We start from the raw sequence: 25,523 nt of genomic DNA, 5'->3' as shown, positions 1-25,523 counted from the left end.
CCGGGCCGGTTCCGCGGTTGCTGTTAGCGTGCCTTCGTGAGCACCTCGAACCCGGCATCGACGTCGACGCGCAGCATCCACGTGTCGGCCGCGGTCATCCTGAACGACCTCGACGAGCTGCTGCTCGTGCGGAAGGCCGGCACGACGGCGTTCATGCAGCCGGGCGGCAAGCCCGAGGCGGGGGAGACGCCGGCCGAGACGCTGAGCCGCGAGCTGTTCGAGGAACTGGGGCTCTCGGTGGATCCGGGTGCGCTGCAGTCGCTCGGTCTGTACACCGCGGCAGCGGCGAACGAACCGGGCTTCCTCGTCGTGGCGGATGTGTTCGTCGCCGACATCGGCGCCCAGGTGCCCGTGATCGACGCCGAGATCGAGGAACTGCGTTGGGTCTCGCGCGCCGATGCCCTGGAGCTCGAGATCGCGCCGCTCGCGCGGGAGAACTTCCTGCCGTGACCCGCGTGTCAGCCTGCCGCCACCTCGTGGACGTCCGACTCGAACGATGAGCCGTTGAGGTCGAGGTACAACCGGCGTTCGGTGATCGACACGGTCATCTGGTTGCGGCGCTCGAGCACCGCCGTCGCCGCATCGAAGAAGCCCGAGTCGAAGCTGTAGAGGCTGATCTCCTCGGCGCGGTGGATCTTCTTCCCCACCCAGGGCGCAGCCACCTTCGCGGGGTCGCGATGGGTGTACACCGCGACGCGCGCGCCGGCCAGGCTGCCGGTGTGCAGGCGTGCGGCGTCGGGCGCCCCGACCTCGATCCACGCCACCAGCGCGCCGGTGAGGTCGCGTACGAGCACAGCCGGCTCGTCGGTGGCCGAGATGCCCTCGCTGAACGCGATGCCCTCTTCGTACTCGAGTGCGTACGCGAGCACCCGGGTCAGCATGAAGGCGTCCGTCTCGGACGGATGCCGCGCCACGCGCACCGAGAGATCCTCGTAGACGCTCCGATCGACGTCGGCCAGCTGGATATCGAAGGTGTACATCGTCACGCCGATCGCCATGGGAATCGAGCCTACGACGAGTGGCTGGAGATCCTCGCCGGCTACGCCGAGCAGGCGTTCGCGGCGAACCTTCCGGGCGCTCCGCACGCCTGAATCCCCTCGTCTTGAAAGCAGTCCCGGGCGCGAGGACAATGTGGCCTGTCATCGCGGCGAACGCGAGGTCTCACTGGGAGGAGGCCACCCGTGGAGCGTTCGGATGGAGCCGGCGAGGGGGAACTCGAAACCCCCCAGCGTGGCTACACCGACGCCACCGAGCAGTTCGCAGCGATGAACGAAGTGCTGCTTGCACTCGGGCGCTCCGCTTCGGATCCCGATTCGGCTCTGGACACGATCGTCCAGAGCGCGCGCAGGCTCTGCCGGTCCGATGCCGCCCACGTGTATCTCATCAACGGGGACAGGTTCGTGCTGTCGTCATGGGTCGGCGTGCCCGACGAGATGGTCGCGTACATCGCCGCGCACCCCTTCCGGCTCGACCGCGCCAGCCTCGTCGGACGCGTCGCCACGGATCGGCAGATGCAGCAGATCGACGACGTCCTCGCCGATGCCGAGTACGGGCGGCAGGACGCCCAGAAGGTGGGTCACTACCGCACCGTGATCTCTGCGCCGATGCTGCTCGACGACGAGGTCGTGGGGGTGATCTCGCTGTGGCGCACCGAGGTCGCCCCTTTCGACGCGCACGCGCGCACCGCCCTCGAGGCATTCGCCACCCAGGCGGCTGTGGTGGTGCGCCAGGTCCACCTGGTGCGTGCACTCGAGGACCGCAGCGTCGAGCTCGCGCGCAAGGTCGACCAGCTCGAAGCGCTCAGCGAGGTCGGCGAGGCGGTGAGCTCGAGCCTCGTCCTCGACGAGGTGCTGACGACGATCATCATGAACGCGGTGCGCTTCGCCGGATGCGACGGCGGCTCGATCATGGAGTACGTCGAGCACGAGCACGCGTTCACGGTGAGAAGCGCGTACGCCAGCGACCGACTCCTCGAGCGGCTGCGCGGCATCAAGGTCGACCTCGACACCACCCTCGTCGGCCGTGCCGCGAGGGAGCGGCATCCCATCGCCGTCGCCGATCTCGACGATGTCGAACTCGACATCCACCTGCGCCTGCTGCACGAGGACGGCTGGCGGTCGATGGTGGCAGTGCCCGTCCTCCGGGGTGATCGGATCGTCGGCGCGCTCGTGGTGCGCCGACGCACACCCGGTGAGTTCTCGGCCGACACGATGGACTTCCTCGAGAACTTCGCGAGCCAGTCGGCGCTCGCCGTGTGGAACGCGCAGCTGTTCCGCGAGCTCGAGACGAAGTCCGCCGAGCTGGAGATCGCGAGCCGCCACAAGTCCGAGTTCCTGGCGAGCATGTCGCATGAGCTGCGCACCCCGCTGAACGCCGTCATCGGGTTCTCGGAGGTGCTCCTCGAGCGCATGTTCGGCGAGCTCAACGACCGGCAGGACGAGTACCTGCGCGACATCCTGGGCTCCGGCCGCCACCTGCTGCAGCTGCTCAACGACATCCTCGACCTGTCGAAGGTGGAGGCCGGCCGCATGGCACTCGAACCGTCGACGTTCTCGCTGCGCTCTGCACTCGAGTACGGCGCCTCGATGGTGCGCGAGCGGGCCGCGAGGCACGGCATCCGTCTGTCCATCGATGTCGACGCCGACCTCGACACGGTCGAGTCCGACGAGTTGCGCGTCAAGCAGGTGCTGGTGAACCTGCTGAGCAACGCCGTGAAATTCACGCCGGACGGCGGCAGCGTCACGGTGACCGCCCGGGGAAGCGAGCACGAGATCGCCGTGGCGGTCGCGGACACCGGCATCGGCATCGCGCCCGCCGACCGCGAGCGGATCTTCGAGTCCTTCCAGCAGGGCCGGAGGGGACTGCAGAGCGAAGAGGGCACGGGTCTCGGTCTCACCCTCTGCCGGCGGATCGTGGCCATCCTCGGCGGCACGATGTGGCTCGAGAGCGAGGTCGGCGTCGGCAGCACCTTCGGGTTCACGATCCCGCGGCGTGTGCCACTCCCGATGCCCGCGGCGGACGACGAGGCGGGACGGCCGATGATCGTCGTCGTCGAGGACGACCGCGCGTCGCTCGATCTCACTTCGGCGTACCTCGACGGGCTCGGGGTCGAGGTCGTGATCGCGCGCGACGGGGACGAGGGCTTGTCGGCGATCCGCCGGCACGTGCCCGCGGCAGTGCTCCTCGACATCCGTCTGCCGCGGACGGACGGCTGGGAGGTGCTGAGACGCGTGCGAGCGGATGACGCCACTGCCGCGGTGCCGGTCATCGTGGTGTCGATCGTGGACGAGCGGGCGCGCGGGCTGGCGATGGGCGCCTCGGCCTACCTCGTCAAGCCCGTCCGTCGCGACGCGCTCGTCGGGGCGCTGCGCGACGTCGGGGCCCTCGCCGGCGCGATCGCGGCGAGCGGCGGCGGAGGGGCGGCGCCGTGACAACCGGACATCGGGTCCTCGTCGTCGAAGACAACCCCCTCAACCTCAAGCTCGTGCGCGACGTGCTCACGGCGTCGGGCTATGAGGTGCTGCCTGCGGTCACCGGCGAGGAGGGGGTCACGCTCGCGGCGACCTGCGAGCCCGACCTCGTGCTGATGGATCTGCAGCTGCCCGATTTCGACGGGTATGAGGCGCTGCGGCGACTGCGGGAGGATCCCGCCCTGCAGGACGTACCCGTCGTCGCGGTGACCGCGTTCGCGATGCGCGAGGACCGAGAGCGGGCGAAGGAGTCGGGTTTCGACGGGTACCTCGAGAAGCCGATCAGCATCCGCGAGCTGGCCGGGCAGGTGGACGCATTCATCGGCAGGGGCCGCGCCGATGCCTCATGACCCGATCCTCGTGCTCGCGGTCGACGACCTCGAGCAGAACCTGCGACTGCTGGACGCGGTGCTGACCCCGCGGGGCTACGGCGTCATCACCGCGGCGTCGGGCGAGGAGGCCCTCGAGCAGCTCGAGCGGCACGACATCGACCTCGTGCTGCTCGACATCATGATGCCGGGCATAGACGGGTACGAGGTGTGCCGTCGCATCCGTGCGGTGCCGCGCTGGCGGTTCCTCCCCGTCGTGATGATCACCGCGAGCGGAGATCAGGAGAAGCGGCATGCGCTCGAAGCCGGCGCCGACGATTTCGTGAGCAAGCCGTTCGATCAGGCCGAGCTCATCGCGCGCGTCGCGTCGCTCGCACGCCTGAAGCGGTACCACGACACGATCGAGCGGCAGGCCGCCGAGCTCGCCCGGTGGAACGTCGAACTCGAGGCCCGGGTCGCGAGCCAGGTCGACGAGCTCGAGCGGGTGAACCGACTGCGGCGCTTCCTGTCACGGCAGGTCGTCGACGTCGTGCTCGACCACGGCGACGAGGCCGTGCTGGCGAGCCACCGGCGGGACATCGTGGTCGTCTTCTGCGATCTGCGTGGTTTCACCCCGTTCGCCGAGGCCAGCGAGCCCGAAGAGGTCATGGGCGTGCTGTCGGAGTACCACGCGGTGCTCGGCGAGCTCATCGACCGCTACGAGGGGACGCTCGAGCGCTTCACCGGCGACGGCGTCATGGTGTTCTTCAACGACCCGCTGCCGCTCGAGGACCCGGCGCGGCGCGCGATCGAGATGGCGATCGAGATCCGCGACAGGGTGGGCGACCTCACCGCCGCGTGGCACCGCCGCGCGATCGATCTCGGCATCGGCATCGGTGTGGCGCAGGGGTACGCGACACTCGGCCGGATCGGGTTCGAGGGCCGGTTCGACTACGCCGCGATCGGCAGCGTCACCAACCTCGCCGCCCGCCTCTGCGCGGCCGCCGCCGCCGGGCAGATCCTCGTCGCGCAGCGCGCGTTCACCGCCGTCGAGGAGCACATCGCCGCGAACCCGGTGGGGGAGCTCGACGTTCGCGGTTTCAGCCGGGCCGTCCGCGCGTACGCCGTGGACGGCATCCGTCATCCCGAGAATCGAGTCGCACCATGACCCTCACCGACACGGCGCCCGCGGCGCCCGCGACGCTCTCGTCGCTCTCCGACGCCGAACGCGATGACCGCTTCGACCGCCTGCAGGAACGGATGTCGGGGGTCTGGGCATCGATGCAGCACAACCTCGAGGACGAATCGGTCGTCGTCGTCCCCTCTCTCACGGTGGGCAGCCGCGCGACCTCGGCGACGATGGTGCAGGCGTACGAGGAACGGTTCCTGTTCCTTCTCCTGCTGCTGCGCCAGCCCATGCTGCGCATGACCTACGTCACCTCGCAGCCCATCGACCCCCGCATCATCGAGTACTACCTCGCGCTCCTCCCGGGAGTCATCCCGAGCCACGCACTCGCGCGGCTCACGCTCGTCTCGGTAGGCGACGGCACCCACCGCACGCTCAGCGAGAAGGTGCTCGAACGTCCCCGCGTCCTCGCACGCATCGCGCGCAGCATCCCCGACCGTGAGCGGTGCCACCTGATCCCGTACAACACCACCGAGCGCGAGCGCGATCTCGCGCTGATGCTGGGCATCCCGATGTACGGCGCCGACCACCGTCTCGCCCCGCTCGGCACGAAGACCGGATGCCGGCGACTGTTCCGCGACGTCGGCGTGCAGCATCCGCTCGGTGTCGAGGATCTGCGCAGCCGCGACGACGCCGTGCGGGCGATCGAGGCGGTGCTGGACGAGAAGCCGACGGTGCGGCAGATGATCTTCAAGCTCGACGAAGGCGTATCGGGGTCGGGCAACGCGCTCGTGAACCTCGCCGGCGTGGGCGAGCTCGGCGGCGACGCCCGCCGTGACGCGATCGTCCAGGCCCTTCAGGCGATGCAGCCGGAGGTTGAGACCCTGAGCCCGGCCGACATGCTCGACGCCCTCGCGACCCGGCACGGCATCGTCGAGGAGCGCATCGTGGGCGAGGAGATCCTGAGCCCGAGCGTGCAGCTGCGGGTGCTTCCCGACCGCACGATCGAGCTGCTCTCGACGCACGACCAGCTGCTCGGCGGTCCGAGCGGACAGAGCTACCTCGGATGCGTGTTCCCCGCCGATCCGGCGTACTCGCGGCTCATCAGCGAGCCGGCGCTCGCGGTCGCCCGGCGCCTGGCGGACATGGGGGTGCGCGGGCGCTTCGCGCTGGACTTCGTCGTCGTGCGGGATGCTGCGGGCGAATGGTCTTCGTGGGCGATCGAGCTCAATCTCCGCAAGGGCGGCACGACGCATCCGTTCCTCACCCTGCAGTTCCTCACCGACGGCCGCTATGACGGCGAGGACGGCGCGTTCCTCACCCCGGAGGGCGTGCCGAAGCACCTGGTCGCGACGGACCACCTCGAGGGCGACGACCTGCGCGCGCTATCTGTGGGAGACCTCTTCGACGTCGTGGCGCGCCACGACCTGCACTTCGACCGGTCGCGGCAGGAGGGGATCGTGTTCCACATGATCAGCTCGATCACCGAACAGGGCCGCATCGGCATGACGGCGGTCGGCGACACCCGCGAGCGTGCGATGGAGCTCTACGAGCGCGGAGGCCGGATCGTGCTGGAGGAGGCCGCGCGGGCGCGGACCGAGCGCGTGCTGCCCGAGTGACCCGCGCGGACCCCGGGCGTCAGCTCTTCGGCCACTCGATCAGCAGGAGGCCCTGCTTCGTGTCGGCGACCTTCACCTGGCCGGACGCGAACAGGTACGTCATGCCGTAGCCCTCGGCATCCGTCGCGATCGCGGTGTCCGCGCTCTCGGTGATGTACACGCCCGCGGAATCCTCCTCGCGCAGCCACCCCTGAGACTCGAGTTCCTCCTGCAGGTCGACGGCGTCGGCATCGGAGACGGGCGCCCAGCCGAACATCTGCCCGTGGTCGCCGGCGGGACCCTCGAAGTCCGCCCACATGCACTGCAGACCGTCCTCGATCTCGGTGCTGCCGATGTACAGCGGCGACGCCTGCGAGCTCCAGCCGAGGCTCTCGAAGTCGGCCACCACCGACTCCCCGATGATCGTGGTGCAGGTCGGGTCCTCGGTCGAGGCGGGCGCCGGCTCGGGCGTCGCCGAAGGCTCGGGTGCGGCCGCGGTCGGCGTCTTCGCGTTGCCGGTCTCTTCGGGCGCGGCCTCGGGCGTTCCGGCGCAGGCCGAGAGGAGGACGGCGGAGAGCGCGAGGGCGGCAGCGGTGCCGAGGATGCGGGGGAAGGGCATCAGAGAGTCTCCGTGGGGGATGGGAGGCGGTCGGGTGTCAGTCGGAGCGGGATCAGGCGGTGTGGAGCAGGTCGAGATAGGCCGAGTGGAGCACGCGGTTGGTCGCGAGCGAGGAGAGATCCGAGAGAGAGTCGTTGCCCTCGAACGACGTGAACTTGCCGCCGGCCTCGGTCACGATCGGCACCAGCGCGGCGATGTCGTACTCCTTGACGCCGAACTCGGCGACGAATTCGAGACGACCTTCGGCCAGCAGCATGTACGGCCACGCGTCGCCGTACCCGCGATCGCGCCACACCGACGAGGTCAGGCGCTCCAGGGCGTCGAGCTTGCCGGCGTCGCGCCACTGCCCGATGCTCTGGAAACTCACGCTCGAGTCGGCGATCGTGTCGACCGCCGACACGGCGAGACGCTTCGTCTCGCCCGTCGGCGTGTTCGTCCACGCTCCGAGGCCGCTCGCGGCCCACCAGCGGCGTCCGATCGCCGGCTGGCTCGCGACCCCCACGCGCGGCACACCGTCGATGGCGAGGGCGATGAGGGTCGTCCACATCGGGATGCCCTTGAGGTAGTTCGCGGTGCCGTCGATCGGGTCGATGATCCACTGCCGCGCCGAATCGCCCGTGACGCCGTACTCCTCGCCGAACACCCCGTCGCCCGGACGCTCTGTCTCCAGCAGGTCGCGGAGCGCCCGCTCGGTGGCGAGATCCGCCTCGGTGACATGGCTCGCGTCGGCCTTCAGTCGCACGTCGAGATCGACCGCATCGAAGCGGGACATGGATGCCGCGTCCGCCGCATCCGCCAGTCGCAGAGCGAGATCGAGATCTGCCCGGAGGTCTCCCTCGAACGGCGTGTCGAACGTCGAAACGGGGGAGGGGGAGGTCACGGAATCCAGGATAGCCGGGGCGCTCCCGCCTCGATTTCACGAGACGCGATCGTGATGCTAATGTTGATCCTCGTTCGCCTCGTAAGTGAACAACGCACCTCTAGCTCAATCGGCAGAGCAACTGACTCTTAATCAGTGGGTTCTGGGTTCAAGTCCCAGGGGGTGCACCGACCAGAGAGGCCCCGGAACATCCGGGGCCTTTCTGCTGTCCGGCGCGATGTCCGCTCCGAGCCTCGGCGGTCGACTCAGGCCGCGTCGCCCACCAGTACGGCCGCGGCCTCATCGGCGGCATCCGCTTCGTTCTCGTCGATGCGGGCGAGTGCGCGCCGGCCGAAGAGGATCGTGCCGGTGGCGATCAGGACGGATGCCGCGGCGAAGAGGTACGGCACGGTCGGGCCGTACAGGTGCCACAGGAGCGCGGCGAGCGGGGGAGCGGCGGCGCCACCGAGGAAGCGGACCGCCGAGTACGACGAGGACGCGACGGAACGGGGGAGATCCGTCGCTTCCATGACGGACTCCGTGAGCACCGTGTTCATGACGCCCAGGAGCAGGCCGCCGGCGATGATGCACACCACCAGGGCCGTGGCGTCTTCGACGAGGATTCCGGCGATGACCAGGTCGACCGCGAGCAGGGGCAGCGTCAGGAGCATGACGGTGGTGCGGGCCATGAAGCGCAGCAGCAGCGGCGCGACCCACACGCTGGTGATCGCGAGGGCGACGCCCCAGCCGAAGAACGTGAAGCCGATCCCCATGGCGCCGAAGCCGAGCGGGAAGGGCGAGAAGGCGAGCAGCACGAAGAAGCCGATGTTGTAGAACAGAGCGGCGACGGCGAGCAGAGCCAGCGACGGGATGCGCAGCGCAGTGAAGGGCGCCGACAGGGGCACCGGCACCGGCTTCTCGCTCGGCCCGCGCAGGAGCACGAGGACGGCGACGAAGGCGATGGCCATGAGCACCACCACGCCGAAGAACGGTCCGCGCCAACTGATCTCGCCGAGCAGGCCGCCGAGGAGCGGACCGATCGCGATGCCGAGACCCAGTGCCGCCTCGTAGAGCACGATGGCCGCGCCGCTGCCGCCCGACGCCGCGCCCACGATGGTGGCGAGGGCGGTCGAGATGAAGAGCGCGTTGCCGAGGCCCCATCCGGCCCGGAAGCCGATGATCGCATCGACGCTGCCGCTCAGCGAGCACAGGAGTGCGAACACGACGATCAGCGCGAGGCCGATGAGCAGAGTCGCCTTCGCACCGATGCGGCTCGAGATCCAGCTCGTGACGAGCATCGCGAGCCCGGTCACCAGCAGGTAGCTCGTGAACAGGAGTTCGGTCTGCACGGGGCTCGCCTGCAGTGACTCCGCGATCGCGGGGAGGATCGGGTCCACGAGGCCGATCCCCATGAACGCCACGACGCAGGCGAAGGCGACTGCCCACACCTGCGCGGGCTGGCGCCACACCGAGCCCGTGGTGCTGCCGTGGGCGCTCATCGGGTGACCTCGGCCGTGTCGGCGGCGGCCGTGCGCGTGCGGTCGAGCTTGCGCATGAGGACGGATGCCGTGGTCCGCAGTGCGTCCCACTCCTCGGGCTGGAGGTCGTCGAAGTGAGGGGCGAGCGCGGCGGTGAGCTGCAGCAGCCAGGTCTGGAGTGCTTCGAGGCCGAGCGGGGTGACCTCCACGACCGTCGCGCGCGAGTCCGCGGCATCCGTCATCTTCGCCACGAGCCCGTGGCCGGCCATCTGGCCGACCAGACGCGTCATGCCGGGCTGGGTCACGCGGCTCAGGCGGGCGAGCTCGCCGATGCGGAGCGCGCCGTGGTCGCGGAGGATCGTGAGCGTGCGCCACTGCGCGGCGGGTGTTTCGTTGGCGGTCTCGAGCGCCGCGACGCGGGTCAGTGCGTGGGCGGCGACGATGAGGGTCTCGATGTCCTGATCGTGGGTCACCAAGAAAGCATACCGCTGGTATATACCGCAGGTATGCGAATTCGCCGAAGCGCGGGAGTTCGTCCCGATTCGGTAACGACGGGAGAGGAGCGGGCTCGCCGACTTGACCTGCACGGCTTCCGTTTCCTACATTGCAAGAACCTGAATCGGATCTCATGTTTGAGGATGAAGCACCGATTCACGCACCAGATCCTTCCAATGGGGAAAGGCACGCACATGCGGGTTACGAAGAAGTTGCTCCTGGGCTCCGTGGTCGTCACGGCAGCGCTCGCCCTGGCGGCGTGCGCGCCGTCCGGCGATCCCGACAACGGGTCCACCGAGCCGGGCGGGGTGTCCGAGGTCACCGTCGGCATCGTCACGAGCGAGTCCGGGCCGCTCGCCGGCTACGGCAAGCAGTACCTCGACGCCTTCAAGGCAGGGCTCGACTACGCCACCGACGGCACCGGCGAGATCGACGGGACGACGATCAACGTCGAGTACCGCGACGACGCCGGCGACCCCGACAAGGCCGTCACCGCCGTCAAGGAGCTCATCGGCTCCGGCGTCAACATCATCGCGGGCACCGCATCGTCGGGCGTCGCGCTGGCCGTCGCCGAGCAGGCGGAGCAGAACAAGGTGCTCTACATCTCGGGTCCTGCGGCTGCGGACGCGATCACCGGCATCAACGACTACACGTTCCGCTCGGGCCGGCAGAGCGCGCAGGACGTCGCGACCGCGGGCACGTTCCTCGACGACATCGAGGGCAGGACCGTGACGGTGTTCGCGCAGGACAACGCCTTCGGCCAGGGCAACGTCGCGGCAGTGCAGGCGATCCTCGGCGGTCAGGGCGCCACGGTGAACTCCGTGCTCGTGGCAGAGGACGCGACCGAGTTCACGCCGTTCGCGCAGCAGGTGCTCGCGGGCGCTCCCGACCTCGTGTTCGTGGCCTGGGCCGGCGCGACGTCGGGCGCGATGTGGCAGGCCATGAGCCAGCAGGGGGTCATGGACGAGATTCCCGTCGTGACCGGTCTGGGCGACTCGGCGACATTCGGTGCGTACGGCGAGGCATCCGAGAAGATCAGCTTCCTGAACCACTACTTCCCGGGCGCTCCCGACAACGACGTCAACACCGCGATGGTCGAGGCGATCGAAGAGGCCGGCGGCACGCCCGACCTGTTCAGCCCCGACGGCTTCAACGCGGCGATCATGATCGTCCACGCCATCGAGTCGGGCCAGGGCGACGTCGACGCGATGGTCGCGGCGCTGGAGGGCTTCGAGTTCGAGGGTCCGAAGGGCGCCATGACGGTGCGCGCGAGCGACCACGCACTCATCCAGGAGATGTACCAGGTGAAGCTCGTCGCGAAGGACGGCACGTTCGTGCCCGAGCTCGTCGACACGGTCTCGGCCGACGACGTCGCCCCCGCCGAAGCCGAGTGATCCGGGGCTTCGCGAAACGATGAGCACCACAGTCCCGTCCGCGCCCGACGCGGAGACCGCGCGCCGCGGCTCTCCGCTGAAGATCGAGGGCCTCGGCCTGCAGATCGGGGGCGCGACAATCCTCAAAGACGTCGAGCTCGATATCGCCGCCGGATCCCTCGTGGGCGTCATCGGTCCCAACGGCGCCGGCAAGACCACGCTGTTCAACGTGATCTCGGGGCTCATGAAGCCCACTGCCGGCCGCGTCGTGCTGGACGACCGAGACATCACGACGGCATCGGTGCCGGCACGGGCGCGGGCGGGGCTGGGTCGCACTTTCCAGACGTCGAGCCTCTTCCCCAAGCTGTCGGTGCTCGAGAACGTGCGCCTGGCGGCTCAGGTGTCGCTGGGCGGCGCGGGTTCTCTCCTGCACTTCCCGAAGCGGACGGATGCCGCCACCGAGCTCGCCCTGACGAAGCTCGAGGTCGTGGGGCTCAGCCACAAGCGCGACGCGCTCGCGGGCGACATCTCGCACGGCGACAAGCGCAAGCTCGAGATCGCGGTGCTGCTGGCGACGGACGCGAGCATCGTGCTGCTCGATGAGCCGATGGCGGGCGTGGCCTCGGGCGACGTCGCCGGGCTCGTCGAGAACATCCGCGATATGCAGCGCGAGAAGGGCTGCACGCTGCTCATGGTCGAGCACCACATCGACGTGCTGATGGGCCTCGTCGAGAAGGTCGCCGTCATGTACTTCGGCACGATCATCGCGTACGACACGCCGCAGCGGATCATGGAGAACCCTCTCGTGCAGAGCGCCTACCTGGGCACCGGATCGGCGGGGGAGGCAGCGGCATGAGCGGGGCCCCTTCTGGAACCGGGGCGTTCTCCGGCACGCCCATCCTGACCGTCCGAAACCTCCGCTGCACGATCGCGGGCCAGCAGGTCGTCGAGGACGTGTCGTTCGACGTGCCGGCCACCGGCATCACCGCGGTGCTCGGCCGCAATGGCGTCGGCAAGACCTCGACCCTGCGCGGCATCCTCGGCCTGATCTCCCGCCGTGGCGAGGTGACGCTCGCGGGCGACCGCATCGACGGCCTCCCCACCCATCGCATCGTGCGGCGCGGCGTCGGGTATGTGCCGGAGGACCGCGAGGTGTTCTCGAAGCTCACCGTCGCCGAGAACCTGGCTCTGGCCGAACGTCAGCGCAACCCGCGGCGCGAGTTCGTCGCGGAGCTGTTCCCCGACCTCGTCGCGCGCCGCGACCAGCAGGCCGGCACGCTCTCGGGCGGCCAGCAGCAGATGGTGTCGGTCGCACGGGCGCTGCTCAACGACAACCGGCTGCTCCTCGTCGACGAGCCGACGAAGGGCCTGGCGCCGAAGATCGTGACCGAGGTCGCCGACGCGCTCCAGGAGGCGTCGAAGATCGTGCCGATCCTCCTCGTCGAGCAGAACCTCGAGGTCGTGCGCCGGCTCGCCGATGACGCCATCGTGATCGCCGGCGGTCGCGTCGCGCACGTCGGCAAGGCGCGCGACATCCTCGACGACGAAGACCTCACCCGCCGCCTGCTGGGCGTCCACGTGGAGCACGCCGCATGAGCACGTTGATCCTCACCCTCATCACCGGCGTCGGTCTCGGCGCCCTCTACTTCCTCGTCGCCAGTGGCCTGAGCCTCATCTACGGCCTCATGCACGTGCTCAACTTCGCGCACGGCGCTTTCCTCACACTGAGCGCATTCATGGGCTGGATGGTCGCGCAGGCGCTCGGCACCGACTCATGGGGATCCTTCCTGCTGTCGGTCCTCGTCGGCGCGGGCGTGGGCGCCGTGTTCGCGACGCTCACCGAGCTCGTGCTCATCCGACCGCTGTACGAGCGGCACATCGAGCAGGTGCTCGTCACGGTCGGTCTGTCGTTCGCTGCGGTGGCGCTGTTCGAGGGGATCTGGGGCACCGACCCGATCCACATCGGCGGACCCCCGTGGCTCAAGCAGACGACCGACGTGCTCGGCGCCCGCATCCCCAACACGTACTGGGTCCTGATGATCGCGGCCGTGCTCGTGCTCGCGGCCCTCGTGCTGTTCCTGCAGAAGACGCGGTACGGCATGATCATCCGCGCCGGCGTCGAGAACCGTTCGATGGTGACGGCCCTGGGCATCGACGTCCGTCGCTCGTTCACCCTCGTCTTCGCCATCGGCGGCGCGGCCGCGGGAATCGGCGGCGTGCTGGCGATGCACTACTCGACCTTCGTGTCGGCGCACCTCGGGCAGACACTCCTCATCTTCGCGTTCATCGTCACCGTCGTCGGCGGTCTCGGCTCGCTCACCGGTGCGGCGGTGGCGTCCGTCCTCGTCGCGGTGCTCCAGCAGTTCGCGAACTTCTACCTCGGCGGCACCGGGGACTTCATCGTCGTGATCCTGCTGGCACTCGTGCTGCTGGTGCGTCCGACCGGACTCCTGGGGAGGAAGGCATGAACCTTCGACAGGCTCAGGGACGCGGGGCGGCCGAGGAGCGCAGCATCCGTCGCTTCCTCCCCGCGCTCGTGGGCGTCGTCCTCGTCGCGTTCATGGCGATGCTCCCGCTGCTCAACCTTTCGCTCCCGGGCATCCTGCCCACGCCGACGTACCTGCCCGGCACCCTTGCGCTGCTGTCCCTCTGCATGGTGTTCGCCGCGCTCGCGCTGTCGTACAACCTGCTGCTCGGATCGGGTGGGATGCTGTCGTTCGGCCACGCCCTCTACTTCGGCGCCGGCGCGTACGGTCTGGGCATCGCGCTCGAGCACTTCGGCGTGCCGTTGTGGCCCGGCGTCTTCATCGCGCTGATCGGCGGCATGGTGATCGCGCTGGTGACGGGCGCGGTGTCGATGCGGGTCTCGGGCATCCCCTTCGCGATGGTGACGCTGGCGTTCGCGCAGGCGGGTTCAGTGCTGGTGCGCCGCAACTCGCAGGTCACCGGCGGCGAGGAAGGACTCAGCCTCAACACGGCGCAGGTGCCCGACTTCCTCATCGGGGTCGTGAACACCCGCAACCTGTACTGGTTCACGCTCGTCGTGCTCGTCCTGGTGTACCTCGTGGTGCTGTGGGTCGACACCTCGCGTCTGGGCCATCTCGCCCGCGCGACGCGCGAGAACGAGCAGCGCGTGCGTGTGCTGGGTCTGTCGCCCTACCGCGTCCGGCTCATCGTGTTCGTCATCGCGGCGGGTCTCGCGAGTCTCGCCGGAGTCGCGTACATGCTCCTGCAGTCGGGCACCGTCCCGCGGTCGGTCTCCGCCGACCTCACGATCACGGTTCTGGTGATGGTGGTGCTGGGTGGCGTCGGATTCCGCTGGGGTGCCATCGTGGGCGGTGTGCTCTACACGCTGCTCGATCAGCGGCTTACCGTGCTCGCCGGTTCCGAGGCGATCGCCGGGCTTCCCGACATGCTGCGGATTCCACTGTCGGAGCCGCTCTTCCTCCTCGGCGTGCTGTTCATCATCGTGGTGATGTTCCTCCCGGGCGGCATCGCGGGCACCATCGACGCCGCGGTCCGCCGTCGGCGCGGGGAGAAGGTCCGCGGGTCGCTCCGGCAGCTCGACGACGCCGATGACTCCGTGGAGACGCCGGCTGAGGTGCGCGCATGAGCTGGACCGCCGATCCCGACATCGACGACGGGCCGCACACGGTCGGCCGGTGGATCGTGGACCGCGCGACCCGCTCGCCCGAGCGCATCGCGATCGACGACCGCGGAGTGACGACGGACTACGCCACCCTCGCCGCCCGTTCCTCGGAACTTGCCGACCGGCTGCGCCGGGCGGGCTACGGGCCGGGTGACCGCATCGCGACCGTGTCCGGCAACTCCACCGACCACGTCGTCGCGTTCTTCGCGTGCGCGATCGCGGGCATCGCCTTCGTGCCGCTGTCGTGGCGGCTCACGCCGCGCGAGCTGGCCGACGTGCTCACACGCTCCTCACCGGCCTTGGCGCTGATCGAGGACGAGCACGCCGCACTCGCGGGCGAAGCGCTGCGGATCGCGGCGGTGGCAGCGCCGGTCGCAGGTCTGGGCACGACAGGGGTCGAAGCATCCGTGCCCCGCGCAACGAACCCGAGGACTCGCCGGCCGGTGCGCGACGACGACCCGCTGCTGGTGATCTTCACGTCGGGGAGCGAAGCCGCGCCGAAGGGCGTCGTGCTCACGCACGCGAACTGCTTCTGGAACAACCTGGCCCTCGCGCAGGCGCTGCCGCTTACGCAGGACGATGTCGTGCTCGCGATGCTGCCGCAGTTCCACGTCGCGGCGTGGAACTGCCAGCCGCTGCTCGCGTGGTGGGTCGGCGCGACGGTCGTGCTCGAGCGGTCGTTCCAGCCGGCGCGCGTGCTGCAGCTCATCGCCGACCGCAAGGTCACCGCGATGATGGGCGTGCCGACGCAGTACGCGCTGCTCGCGGGCGACCGCGAGTGGCGCACGACGGTCCCCACGACCCCTCCACCCGCCGCTGGTGCGTCGGGCGGAGCCTCCGGCCGCGTGGGCCCAGCTTCGTCGCTGCGCCTCGCTCTCGTCGGGGGCGCGACGATGCCGGTGGAGCTGCAGGAGGAGTGGACAGCGCGGGGGATCCCGCTCACGCAGGGGTACGGGCTCACCGAAGCGGCACCCAACGTGCTGCACCTGCCGGCTGCCGAGTCGATCGAGGCGCCGGGCGCCGTCGGCCGGCCGTACCCGCACGTGTCGGTGCGGATCGTCGACCCCGCCTCGGGGCTCGTGCTGGAGGGCGAGGCCACCGGCGAGCTGTGGGTGCGCGGCCCCAGCGTCTTCGCCGGCTATCTCGACGACGACGATGCGACGGCCCGTGCGATGAGTGGCGAGTGGCTGCGCACCGGCGATCTGGCGTCGCGCGACGCGTCCGGCGTGTACCGGATCGTCGACCGCCTGAAGGACATCTTCATCTCGGGCGGCGAGAACGTTGCTCCCGCGGAGGTCGAGTACGCGCTGTGTCTGCACCCGCTCATCGAGGAGGCGGCCGTCGTCGGCGTGCCCGATGCGGTGTGGGGCGAGCGGGGAGTCGCGTTCGTGGTGCCCGTGGCGGGGGCCGCGCTGTCGGTCGACGAGGTGCTGGCCCACGCGCGACGCAACCTCGCCGCCTTCAAGATCCCGGTCCACGTGGAGTTCGTCGACACGCTGCCGCGGTCGACCATCGAGAAGCTCGCACGATCCCGTCTCCGCGAAGAGGCCAGGTTGCTGGTCGAACGGCGGCGGGAGCAGGAAGATCGTGCTGGGGAGCGCGCGCACGGAGTGGTGCACGAGCGTACGAAGGGGGAATCCCGATGAGCATGTCCGACGAACTCGTCGACCGGGAAGAGGAGCTGGTCTCCTCCGCCACCGGACGCCCCCTCACCAAGCGCGGCGAGGCGACCCGACGTCGCCTGCTCGAGGCGGCGGAGCTCGTGTTCGCCGAACAGGGGTACCACGAGGCATCCATCGTCAAGATCACCGAGCGCGCGGGCATCGGTCTCGGGACGTTCTACCTGTACTTCGACAGCAAGCAGTCGATCTTCGAGGCGCTCGTGCTCGACCTCAACCGCCGCGTGCGCCACTCCATGTCGGAGGCGATGGTCGGGGCATCCGGCCGCCTGGAGGCGGAGCGCGCGGGGTTCGCCGGGTTCTTCCGGTTCACCGCAGAGCACCCCGCGCTGTACCGGGTCGTGCGCGAGGCGGAGTTCGTCTCGCCCGAGGTGCTGCGCACGCACTACACGCGCATCGTCGAGGGTTATGAGGCCGGCCTGCGCGCCGCACAAGCGACGGGCGACGTCGACCGCGCCCTCGACCCCGAGACGACGGCGTGGGCCCTCATGGGCATGGGTGAGCTCATCGGCATGCGGTTCCTGCTGTGGGAGCGCGACGCCGAGGGCAAGCCGCCCGCGCAGCTCGACCCCGTGGTGTTCGCCGGCATGACCCGTTTCATCGACAACGCCCTCGCGCCGCGAGCGGACGACGCAGGAAAGGAAGCCTGATGGCGGAGAAGGATCTCGCGGGCAAGCGCGCACTCGTCACCGGCGGGGCGAGCGGCATCGGCCTCGCCTGCGCGCACGAGTTCGCGGCGCGCGGCGCGCACGTCATCATCGCGGACCTGAACGCGGATGCCGCGACGGATGCCGCCGCAGCCGTCGGCGGTGAGTCCTGGGCCGTCGACCTCGCCGACACCGCCGCGCTCGATGACCTGACCCTCGACGTCGACATCCTTGTGAACAACGCCGGCATCCAGCGGGTCGCCCCGATCACGGAGTTCGATCCGGACGCCTTCCGGCTCATCGTCCGGCTCATGCTGGAGTCGCCGTTCCTGCTCATCCGCGCGGCGCTCCCGGCGATGTATGAGCGCGGATGGGGCCGAGTGATCAACATCTCGAGCGCGCACGGTTTACGGGCGAGCGCGTTCAAGTCGGCCTACGTCTCCGCGAAGCACGGGCTCGAGGGCCTGTCGAAGGTGACGGCGCTCGAGGGCGCCCCGCACGGCGTGACCAGCAACTGCATCAACCCCGCCTACGTGCGCACACCCCTCGTGGAGAAGCAGATCGCGGACCAGGCCGCCGTGCACGGGATCGCCGAGAGCGAAGTCGTCGAGAAGATCATGCTCACCGAGAGCGCGGTGAAGCGGCTCGTCGAAGCCGACGAGGTCGCGTCGCTGGCCGGATGGCTCGTGTCGGACAAGGCCGGCATGGTCACGGGCGCCTCGTACACGATGGACGGCGGATGGACGGCGCGGTGAACCACGAGTATCGGACGATCGACGTGCCCGTCGACGGCGGCGCGCTGCGCGCGGGAGTCTGGGAGCCGGTGGATGCCGGGCCCGAGGCGCCGACGGTGCTGCTGGTGCACGGGGTCACGGCCTCGCACCTGGCGTGGCCGTTCGTCGTGGAGCGCCTCCCGGGAGTGCGCATCGTCGCGCCCGATCTGCGCGGGCGCGGGCGCAGCAACGGCATCGACGGCGCCGCGGGGATGGCCGCACACGCGGCGGACCTCAGGGCGCTGCTCGATGCGCTCGGCATCGACCGCACCGTGGTCGTCGGGCACTCGATGGGCGGGTTCGTGTCCGTCGTGTTCGCGCACCGGTACCCCGAGCGCGTCTCGCGGCTGCTGCTCGTCGACGGCGGGCTGCCGCTCGACGTCCCGGCGGGACTCAGCACCGACGAGCTCGTCGCCGGCATCCTCGGCCCGACCGCGGCGCGGCTGTCGATGAGGTTCGCGGACACGGGGGAGTACCTGGACTTCTGGCGGCAGCATCCGGCCTTCGCCGGCGCCTGGACGCCCGAGCTCGAACGCTATCTCGCGTACGACCTCGTCGACGACGGGATGGGCGCGTTCCGTCCCGCGACGAGCTACGCGACGACCGCCGACGACACCCTCGACATGAACACGGGCGACGCGCTGCCTGCGGCGCTGGCCGGGCTCCAGCATCCGACCCGCCTCATCACCGTGCCCCGCGGCCTGCAGAACGAGCCGCCCGGGCTGTACGCCCCGCACCACCTCGGGCGATTGCTCTCGGAGTACCCGACGGTCGAGCACGAGCGGGTGGACGGCTTCAACCACTACACGATCGTGATGTCGCCTGCGGGGGCGGATGTGGTCGCCGCCGCGGTGCGCGAGGAGCTCGCGGCGCGAGTGTGAGCGATTCGGACGAGGCCCGGCGGCTTGCGAGGATCGCAAGCCGCCGGGCGCTCTGATGTTGCGGTCTACTTCGTCTTGAACTGCGCCTTCAGGGTCGATCCGTCGGCCGTGGTCAGCGTTACCTGGTAGCACTTGCCCGCGATCTTCGGCGTCGCCCAGTTCTGGATCCACTGGTGTGCGGTGGCGTCGTACCGGAGTGTGGTACCCCCGGTGGTCGCGAACAGGTCGTCGCTCACGGCGTCCTTCGGGTCGCAGGGGATAGGTGTGATGGCGAAGGTCGCGTGCAGCGTCGTGACGTCGGTCACCTCCGTCGTGCCGGCGAGCACCGTGAACTTGAGCGGCACGGTCGAGCCGCCCTTCACGATGTTGAGGACGGTGTCGCCCATGTCGACCGGCTTGTAGAAGCCGTTGAGCTTCCACGCCTCGATCTGGAACGTGGCCGTGCCCTCGCCTCCGAGGTGATTCGCGTCCCCGACGTACGTCGCTTTCGCCGTGGCCGGCTCCATCGGAGTGCTGACTGCCATGTTGCCGGAGTACGTCACGGGGGTGACGGCTTCATCGAGGCCGCCCGGACCCTTCACCCACGCCGTGCAGGGCTGGATCGGCGACCCCGTGAACGGGATTGCCGCCGTCGGGCACGCGACCGTGACGGTGACGGGCGCCTTCAGGATCTCGAATCCACCGTTTGCCGTGCTGCCGGTGTGGTTGTCGTCACCCGGCCACGACGCGGATGTCGTCACCGACCCGGCGTTCGTGTTCGCGGAGTAGATGACTCTTACGCCGGTGTCCGCGAGCGCCACGCCCGAGACGATGGCAGTGCACGGAGTCAGCGGGGAACCTGTGAACACCACCGATGCGGGGCAGCTCAGCGTGATCGAGGACGTGGCCTTGTCGATGGTGAAGGTGGTCGAATCGTTGCTCGGCAGATGGTTGTCGTCGCCCGGGTACTGGTACGACGCCGAGGCGGTGCCCGCGTCGCGGTTGTTCAGGTACGACGGGGTCGACGGAGTCGGGGGCTCGACGATGCCGTAGTCGGCGGTCACCTTGACCGTGCACGGCGTGAGCTCGACACCCGTGTACGTGTTTGGACCGGTGCAGGTGACGGTGGTTGTCGTCGGCGCCTGCGCGATGGTGAACGTCGCCGATGCGACGCTGCCCTCGTGGTTGTTGTCGCCGGCGTACTCGGCCTTCGCCGTGGCGGTGCCGGCATCGGTGTTGTCCCCGTAGGTGATCGTCACCGGCTCCGAAAGCCCACCCGCTCCGGTGACGGTGGCCGAGCACGTCTCCTGCGCTGCACGGTTGTAGACGGTGTCGGAGCACTGTAGTTCGATCGACGACATCGCCTTGCCGATCGCGATGCCGACCGAGCCGGTCTGCGTCACGTAGTTCGGCAGCTCGAAGGACCAGTGCGCCGGGCCGCCGGGCACGTCGGTGTACCACTCACCGAGTTCGAGGCCATGGCTCACGTCCGCACCGCCGAGGCCGGTGCACGAACCGGTCGCTCCGTGAACGGCTCCGTCGTAGATGCCGACGTACCCCTCGACCTCGCAGCTCGCGTCGGCTGCGAGGATGACGAAGTTCTTGGTGTCGCTCGATCCGAGCAGATTGCCGTCACCGGCGAAGGAGGCAGTTGCCGAAGCAGTGCCCGCGTTCGTGTTGTCGCTGTACGCCGGCGTGAGGTTCTGAACGAGCCCCGGTCCGCTGACGCTCGCCGTGCAGGGCGTCTGCGGCGAGCCCGTGTACGTGACCGCCGACGGCGGGCAGGTCACGGTCGTCGTCGTCGACGCTTTGGCGATCTGGAACGATGCGCTCGCGTTGCTGGCTTTGTGCGTCGCGTCTCCGGCGTAGCTAGCAGCGGCCGTCGCGGTGCCGACCGCCGTGTTGGAACCGTAGGTCACGTTGAGTGTCTGCTCGAAACCATTCTCGCCTGTGACCTTCGCCGTGCAGGGCGTGATCGCGCCCGCCGTGTACACGGCCGAGCTGGGACAGTTCAGGCTGGTGGTCGTATCGGTCTTGGCCGCGCATTCGACGGTCCAGCGTGCGGTAACGGTGGCAGATCGCGTAATGCTCGCTGGGTCCTGCGGTTTCTCCTGCAGCGCGGCGCCTGTCCCCGAGAACACGACCGAGCCGCTGAAGGTACCGGCGGTGGTCCCAGCGGTGAGCGTCACGGTTGCGGCCGCGCTGGTCGTCGACGGAGTGTTGTTCGGATAGTCGGTTGTCCAGTTCGATGGCAGTTCGATGTCGCCTGCGGTGCCGGTCGCCACACTCACGGCCAGCGGCGCGGACGTCGTCGCTGTGATGTCGACGAGTGCACCGCTCTTGAAAACCTGACCGTTGCCGAGCCGCTGCACGTAGATCGTGACCTGCTTGGTCGCCGTTGTGCCGCATGCCACGTTGCCGAAGTTGATCTCGGCCTGCGTGTTGGTCACGAGCGCATCGCCGTCGACCTCGAGATTGTCGGCATGGGCCGCGCCCGCTGTCGAGATCAGAAGTGCTGACACCGCCAGAGCGATTGCGGACAGCACAGACGTCCGTTGTTTCATTGGTCCCTCCCCAGGGGTACTGCTCCCCGAAGCGGCCCCTATGCCGCTCGGGTTGCGATCAACATATCCGACGCGCGCTGAATCTCATCCGGAACTGTGCGCAACTTAGCCGCGTCCTGAGGAGCCCTGCAGACCCGAGGACCGCAGGGAACGCTTTCAGCGCGACGCGGCGATGCGGGTCGTGAGCTGGTGCGCGTGGGCGAGCAGTGTGCGACCGAGCTCGGGGAGGCGGTCGGGGCCGAAGCGGAACTCCACGCCGGTGAGGCTCAGCGCCCACTGCGGGTGGCCCTCACGAGTGAAGACCGCCGCTCCGATGCCGTAGGAGCCCTCGACGATGAGCCCGGGGTTGACGGCGTAGCCGCGCTCCTGGGTGTCACGCAGGCGCGTGCGCAGCCGCTGCTCGTTATGGGCGGCGCCCCATTCGCGGGAGAGTTCGGGGTGGCGCTCGAAGTAAGCGTCCACATCGTGAGGTGGCAGAAACGACAGGATCGCGAGCCCTGCGGAGGCGACGCCGAGCGGGAACCGCACGCCCTCCGACAGCACGAACGAGCGGATGGGGAAACTGCCCTCTTCGCGCAGCAGGCACACGGTCTCGTCGCCCCGGCGGACTGACAGGAACGCGCTCTCTTCGGTGCGGACGGCCAGTGAGCGCACGATGTCGCGCGCGACAGCGGTGATGTCGTAGCGGGATGCTGCGACCGTGCCCATCAGGTACAGCTCGGGTCCGGGCATCCAGCGGCCGGTGCGCTCGTCCTGATCGACCAGGCCCTCGTGGCGCAGTGCGGTGAGGAGTCGATGCGTCGTCGGGCGGGTGAGTTCGGCGCGGCGGGCGAGCTCGGCCACCGGCATCCCCTCGTCTCCTCCCGAGGTCACCAGTCGCAGGAGCTGGGCGGCGCGGGCGATCGACTGGGCGCCGGGAACGGTGCGCTTGGCTGTGGTGTCCACAATATGGACGCTACGACGCGGGGTGGCCACATGGCAAGCGGGGAGGTGGCGGTGTGCGCCGTCAAGCCGGACGATGGAAGCCGGCGACCGGAATGCGAAGGAGCACAATGATCGACAAGACCTGGAGGTCGGCGGCCGAGGCCGTCGCCGACATCCCCGACGGGGCGTCTCTCGCGGTGGGAGGGTTCGGGCTGTCCGGCAACCCCATCGCCCTCATCGAGGCGCTGCTCGCACAGGGCACGAGCGACCTCAGCATCGTGAGCAACAACTGCGGCGTCGACGACTGGGGGCTCGGCATCCTCCTGAACGCCAAGCGCATCCGGAAGATGACCTCCTCGTACGTCGGCGAGAACAAGGAGTTCGAGCGGCAGTTCCTCTCGGGCGAGCTCGAGCTCGAGCTGACGCCGCAGGGCACGCTCGCCGAGAAGCTCCGCGCCGGCGGCTCGGGCATCGCCGCGTTCTACACCCAGACCGGTGTCGGCACGCAGGTCGCGGAAGGCGGGCTGCCCCGCCGTTACGCCGCCGACGGCAGCATCGCGGTCGCGTCGCCCGTCAAGGACGTGCGCAGCTTCGACGTTTCGGGCACGCCGCGCGACTACGTGCTCGAAGAGGCGATCGTCACCGACTTCGCTCTCGTGCACGCGCTGAAGGGCGACCGCCACGGCAATCTCGTCTTCAACAAGTCCGCACGCAACTTCAACCCGCTCGCCGCGATGGCCGGGCGCGTGTGCGTCGCCCAGGTCGAGGAGCTCGTGGAACCGGGCGAGCTCGAGGCCGACAGCATCCATCTCCCCGGCATCTATGTGCACCGCATCGTGGAGGTCGGATCCGACATCGAGAAGCGCATCGAACGGCGCACGGTCTCGGTCGCACAGGCCGCCGCGCGCGAGATGCCGGAAGGAGCCTGACATGCCGCTCACCCGCAACGAGATGGCCGCCCGCGCGGCCGAGGAGCTCGCCGACGGCGCCTACGTCAATCTGGGCATCGGCCTGCCGACCCTGGTGCCGAACTTCGTGCCCGAGGGCGTGACCGTCGTGCTGCAGTCCGAGAACGGCATCCTCGGTGTCGGGCCGTACCCGACCGAGGAGAACGTCGACCCCGATCTCATCAATGCCGGCAAGGAGACGGTGACGACGCTGCCCGGAGCCGCCTTCTTCGACTCGGCGACGAGCTTCGGAATGATCCGCGGTGGCAAGATCGACGCCGCGATCCTCGGCGCGATGCAGGTGTCGGCGACAGGCGACCTGGCCAACTGGATGATCCCCGGAAAGATGGTGAAGGGGCCAGGCGGCGCGATGGACCTGGTGCACGGCGCTGCGAAGGTGATCGTGCTGATGGAGCACGTCGCCAAGGACGGCTCGGCGAAGATCGTGAACGAGTGCTCGCTGCCCCTCACCGGACGCGGTGTGGTCGACCGCATCATCACGGACCTGGCCGTCATCGACGTGACGGATGCCGGACTCGTGCTGGTCGAGACGGCTCCCGGCGTCACTGTGGAAGAGGTCATCGCGGCCACCGAACCGGAGCTGACGGTCGCCGTAGGAGAGAGAATCGAAGCATGAACCACGACGACGTCGTCATCGTCGCCGCTGCGCGCACTCCGCAGGGGCGGCTGAAGGGCCAGCTGGCTCCGCTCACGGCGGTGCAGCTGGGCAGCGCCGCGATCAAGGGCGCACTCGAGAAGGGCGGCATCCCCGCCGACGCCGTGGACGCGGTCCTCGTCGGTCAGGTGCTCGCGGCCGGAAGCGGCCAGAACCCCGCGCGTCAGGCGGCGGTGGGCGCAGGCATCGGGTGGGACGTTCATTCCGGCTCGGTCAACAAGGTGTGCCTCTCCGGCCTCACGGCCATCATCGACGGCGCACGCATGCTCGCGGTGGGCGACGCGACCGTCGTGGTCGCCGCCGGCATGGAGTCGATGACCCGCGCCCCGCACCTGCTCATGGGCTCGCGTGACGGCTGGGCCTACGGCTCGATCGAGGTGCTCGACCACATGGCGTTCGACGGGCTCACCGATGCCTACGACCGCGAGAGCATGGGCGCATCGACCGAGCGACACAACGAACGGCTCGAGGTGACGAGAGAGGCTCAGGATGCTGTGGCCGCGCGGTCGCATCAGCGTGCGGCCGCCGCGCAGGCCGAGGGGCTCTTCGACGCCGAGATCGTGCCGGTCGAGATCCCGCAGCGCAAGGGCGAGCCGGTCGTCGTGACGAAGGACGAAGGGGTGCGCCCCGAGACCACGGTCGAGACGCTCGCGGGCCTGCGCCCGGCGTTCGCGTCCAGCGGATCGATCACCGCGGGCAACTCGTCGCAGATCTCGGACGGCGCGTCCGCGGTCGTGCTGACAACGCGATCGCACGCCGACGAGAACGGCTGGAACGTGCTCGCAGTCGTCGGGGCGTCGGGCCAGGTGGCGGGCCCCGACAACTCGCTCCACTCGCAGCCCGCGCGCGCGATCGAGAAGGCTCTGGCCAAGCAGGGCCTCGCCGCGAGCGACCTCGACATCGTCGAGATCAACGAGGCGTTCGGCGCCGTGGTGGTGCGTTCGCAGGCCGAGCTCGGCCTCTCGGACGACGTCGTCAACCCGCACGGCGGCGGTATCGCGATCGGACACCCGATCGGGGCATCCGGCAACCGCCTCGTCGTCCACGCCGTCCACGAACTCGTGCGGCGCGGCGGCGGCACGGCGGCGGTGGCGCTGTGCGGCGGCGGCGGTCAGGGCGACGCGCTGATCCTCACGCGCTGATCACCCTCGACCCCAAGACGGAAGCGCCACGGGACCCGGATGGGTCTCGTGGCGCTTGCCTGTGCGGGTCAGGGCTGGATGCGGCGCTTGAGGAGCTTCTTCTCGCGGCCGTGGACGGGGGAGTCGTTCGCGATGAGCTCGCCGCGCGATGCGCGGCGCACGTCGACGATCGCTCCGATCGCGAGGGCCAGGGAGATGCCCCAGCTGAGCCACCCGAGCGCCATGCGCCACGTGAACGGCTCGTTCTCGCGGAGTCCCCTCATCAACGTCAGCCCGCCGGTGATCGCGGTGAGCAGGCCGGTGCCGAAGAGGTACTTGCGCATGGGGCCACGTTAG

Annotated in this window: 25 protein-coding genes and 1 tRNA gene; 18 read left to right on the top strand and 8 right to left on the bottom strand. The window is 69.4% G+C overall.

Going from position 1 to position 25,523, the window contains the following annotated elements:
• The first annotated feature begins 36 nt into the window (after positions 1-36).
• Entirely contained in the window at positions 37-450 is a 414-nt protein-coding gene (locus tag Q9R33_RS11060; protein ID WP_311293757.1) for an NUDIX domain-containing protein, read from the top strand.
• Positions 451-458: 8 nt separating this feature from the next.
• Here Q9R33_RS11060 and Q9R33_RS11055 read toward each other — a convergent pair whose 3' ends face one another.
• Complete coding sequence (locus Q9R33_RS11055) at positions 459-998, bottom strand: YaeQ family protein (RefSeq protein ID WP_311293756.1); 540 nt, start codon at positions 996-998, stop codon at positions 459-461.
• 183 nt (positions 999-1,181) lie between these two features.
• Between Q9R33_RS11055 and Q9R33_RS11050 the strand changes: the two genes are divergently transcribed.
• Genes Q9R33_RS11050 through Q9R33_RS11035 form a run of 4 tightly spaced genes read left to right on the top strand, consistent with a single transcriptional unit; the run spans position 1,182 to position 6,523 of the window.
• On the top strand, positions 1,182-3,431 hold the full coding sequence (locus Q9R33_RS11050; protein ID WP_311293755.1) for a GAF domain-containing protein: 2,250 nt from the start codon (positions 1,182-1,184) through the stop codon (positions 3,429-3,431).
• On the top strand, positions 3,428-3,820 hold the full coding sequence (locus Q9R33_RS11045; protein WP_311293754.1) for a response regulator: 393 nt from the start codon (positions 3,428-3,430) through the stop codon (positions 3,818-3,820). The genes Q9R33_RS11050 and Q9R33_RS11045 overlap by 4 nt, the downstream gene beginning before the upstream one ends.
• Positions 3,810-4,946 (top strand): response regulator, encoded by a 1,137-nt coding sequence (locus Q9R33_RS11040; protein ID WP_311293753.1) that lies wholly within the window; start codon positions 3,810-3,812, stop codon positions 4,944-4,946. Before Q9R33_RS11045 ends, Q9R33_RS11040 begins: the two co-directional genes overlap by 11 nt.
• Positions 4,943-6,523 carry a peptide ligase PGM1-related protein gene (locus Q9R33_RS11035; protein ID WP_311293752.1) on the top strand — a complete coding sequence of 527 codons (1,581 nt, stop codon included), beginning with the start codon at positions 4,943-4,945 and terminating at the stop codon, positions 6,521-6,523. Before Q9R33_RS11040 ends, Q9R33_RS11035 begins: the two co-directional genes overlap by 4 nt.
• A 19-nt stretch (positions 6,524-6,542) precedes the next feature.
• Here the strand turns inward: Q9R33_RS11035 and Q9R33_RS11030 are convergent, their stop codons facing one another.
• On the bottom strand, positions 6,543-7,121 hold the full coding sequence (locus tag Q9R33_RS11030; protein ID WP_056367705.1) for a hypothetical protein: 579 nt from the start codon (positions 7,119-7,121) through the stop codon (positions 6,543-6,545).
• 52 nt (positions 7,122-7,173) lie between these two features.
• Positions 7,174-8,001 carry an inositol monophosphatase family protein gene (locus tag Q9R33_RS11025; RefSeq protein ID WP_056367703.1) on the bottom strand — a complete coding sequence of 276 codons (828 nt, stop codon included), beginning with the start codon at positions 7,999-8,001 and terminating at the stop codon, positions 7,174-7,176.
• Positions 8,002-8,095: 94 nt separating this feature from the next.
• Between Q9R33_RS11025 and Q9R33_RS11020 the strand changes: the two genes are divergently transcribed.
• A tRNA-Lys gene (locus Q9R33_RS11020) sits at positions 8,096-8,168 on the top strand.
• A 78-nt stretch (positions 8,169-8,246) separates the two neighbouring features.
• Here Q9R33_RS11020 and Q9R33_RS11015 read toward each other — a convergent pair.
• Positions 8,247-9,479, bottom strand: a complete 1,233-nt coding sequence (locus tag Q9R33_RS11015; protein WP_311293751.1) for an MFS transporter — start codon at positions 9,477-9,479, stop codon at positions 8,247-8,249.
• On the bottom strand, positions 9,476-9,931 hold the full coding sequence (locus Q9R33_RS11010; protein WP_311293750.1) for a MarR family transcriptional regulator: 456 nt from the start codon (positions 9,929-9,931) through the stop codon (positions 9,476-9,478). The genes Q9R33_RS11015 and Q9R33_RS11010 overlap by 4 nt, the downstream gene beginning before the upstream one ends.
• Positions 9,932-10,147: 216 nt before the next feature.
• Here Q9R33_RS11010 and Q9R33_RS11005 point away from each other — a divergent pair, with 216 nt between their 5' ends.
• Genes Q9R33_RS11005 through Q9R33_RS10965 form a run of 9 tightly spaced genes read left to right on the top strand, consistent with a single transcriptional unit; the run spans position 10,148 to position 18,955 of the window.
• On the top strand, positions 10,148-11,347 hold the full coding sequence (locus tag Q9R33_RS11005) for a substrate-binding domain-containing protein (RefSeq protein ID WP_311293749.1): 1,200 nt from the start codon (positions 10,148-10,150) through the stop codon (positions 11,345-11,347).
• 19 nt (positions 11,348-11,366) lie between these two features.
• Positions 11,367-12,182 (top strand): ABC transporter ATP-binding protein, encoded by an 816-nt coding sequence (locus tag Q9R33_RS11000; protein WP_310247170.1) that lies wholly within the window; start codon positions 11,367-11,369, stop codon positions 12,180-12,182.
• On the top strand, positions 12,179-12,922 hold the full coding sequence (locus tag Q9R33_RS10995) for an ABC transporter ATP-binding protein (protein WP_310247168.1): 744 nt from the start codon (positions 12,179-12,181) through the stop codon (positions 12,920-12,922). The genes Q9R33_RS11000 and Q9R33_RS10995 overlap by 4 nt, the downstream gene beginning before the upstream one ends.
• Entirely contained in the window at positions 12,919-13,794 is an 876-nt protein-coding gene (locus tag Q9R33_RS10990; protein ID WP_056367694.1) for a branched-chain amino acid ABC transporter permease, read from the top strand. Before Q9R33_RS10995 ends, Q9R33_RS10990 begins: the two co-directional genes overlap by 4 nt.
• The gene (locus Q9R33_RS10985) at positions 13,791-14,939 is read left to right on the top strand and encodes a branched-chain amino acid ABC transporter permease (RefSeq protein WP_396654094.1); all 1,149 of its coding nucleotides are present in this window, start codon (positions 13,791-13,793) and stop codon (positions 14,937-14,939) included. Before Q9R33_RS10990 ends, Q9R33_RS10985 begins: the two co-directional genes overlap by 4 nt.
• On the top strand, positions 14,936-16,621 hold the full coding sequence (locus Q9R33_RS10980) for an AMP-binding protein (RefSeq protein WP_311293748.1): 1,686 nt from the start codon (positions 14,936-14,938) through the stop codon (positions 16,619-16,621). The genes Q9R33_RS10985 and Q9R33_RS10980 overlap by 4 nt, the downstream gene beginning before the upstream one ends.
• Entirely contained in the window at positions 16,618-17,304 is a 687-nt protein-coding gene (locus Q9R33_RS10975; RefSeq protein WP_396654093.1) for a TetR/AcrR family transcriptional regulator, read from the top strand. The genes Q9R33_RS10980 and Q9R33_RS10975 overlap by 4 nt, the downstream gene beginning before the upstream one ends.
• Positions 17,304-18,056, top strand: a complete 753-nt coding sequence (locus Q9R33_RS10970; RefSeq protein WP_311293747.1) for a 3-hydroxybutyrate dehydrogenase — start codon at positions 17,304-17,306, stop codon at positions 18,054-18,056. The genes Q9R33_RS10975 and Q9R33_RS10970 overlap by 1 nt, the downstream gene beginning before the upstream one ends.
• A complete protein-coding gene (locus tag Q9R33_RS10965) occupies positions 18,041-18,955 on the top strand; it encodes an alpha/beta hydrolase (protein WP_311293746.1) in 915 nt (304 codons plus the stop codon). The genes Q9R33_RS10970 and Q9R33_RS10965 overlap by 16 nt, the downstream gene beginning before the upstream one ends.
• A gap of 65 nt (positions 18,956-19,020) precedes the next feature.
• Here Q9R33_RS10965 and Q9R33_RS10960 read toward each other — a convergent pair whose 3' ends face one another.
• Together Q9R33_RS10960 and Q9R33_RS10955 are read right to left on the bottom strand one after the other, a co-directional pair.
• The gene (locus tag Q9R33_RS10960) at positions 19,021-21,456 is read right to left on the bottom strand and encodes a PxKF domain-containing protein (RefSeq protein WP_311293745.1); all 2,436 of its coding nucleotides are present in this window, start codon (positions 21,454-21,456) and stop codon (positions 19,021-19,023) included.
• A gap of 198 nt (positions 21,457-21,654) precedes the next feature.
• Positions 21,655-22,443, bottom strand: a complete 789-nt coding sequence (locus Q9R33_RS10955; protein ID WP_311293744.1) for an IclR family transcriptional regulator — start codon at positions 22,441-22,443, stop codon at positions 21,655-21,657.
• 107 nt (positions 22,444-22,550) lie between these two features.
• Here Q9R33_RS10955 and Q9R33_RS10950 point away from each other — a divergent pair, with 107 nt between their 5' ends.
• Genes Q9R33_RS10950 through Q9R33_RS10940 form a run of 3 tightly spaced genes read left to right on the top strand, consistent with a single transcriptional unit; the run spans position 22,551 to position 25,187 of the window.
• Positions 22,551-23,351 carry a CoA transferase subunit A gene (locus Q9R33_RS10950; RefSeq protein ID WP_311293743.1) on the top strand — a complete coding sequence of 267 codons (801 nt, stop codon included), beginning with the start codon at positions 22,551-22,553 and terminating at the stop codon, positions 23,349-23,351.
• 1 nt (position 23,352) lies between these two features.
• Positions 23,353-24,006: a CoA transferase subunit B gene (locus tag Q9R33_RS10945; protein ID WP_310291401.1), complete on the top strand. Its 654-nt coding sequence runs from the start codon at positions 23,353-23,355 to the stop codon at positions 24,004-24,006.
• Positions 24,003-25,187 (top strand): acetyl-CoA C-acetyltransferase, encoded by a 1,185-nt coding sequence (locus tag Q9R33_RS10940; RefSeq protein ID WP_056367679.1) that lies wholly within the window; start codon positions 24,003-24,005, stop codon positions 25,185-25,187. The genes Q9R33_RS10945 and Q9R33_RS10940 overlap by 4 nt, the downstream gene beginning before the upstream one ends.
• A 68-nt stretch (positions 25,188-25,255) precedes the next feature.
• On the opposite strand, the gene Q9R33_RS10935 is transcribed toward Q9R33_RS10940, so the two are convergent.
• Entirely contained in the window at positions 25,256-25,510 is a 255-nt protein-coding gene (locus tag Q9R33_RS10935; protein ID WP_056367677.1) for a hypothetical protein, read from the bottom strand.
• Positions 25,511-25,523 lie beyond the last annotated feature (13 nt).

Origin of the sequence: Microbacterium sp. PRC9 (assembly GCF_031844125.1) — a bacterium.
Lineage (GTDB): Bacteria > Actinomycetota > Actinomycetes > Actinomycetales > Microbacteriaceae > Microbacterium.
Note: the sequence above shows the minus strand (reverse complement) of the source record. Positions and strands in the feature narration are given on the sequence as shown.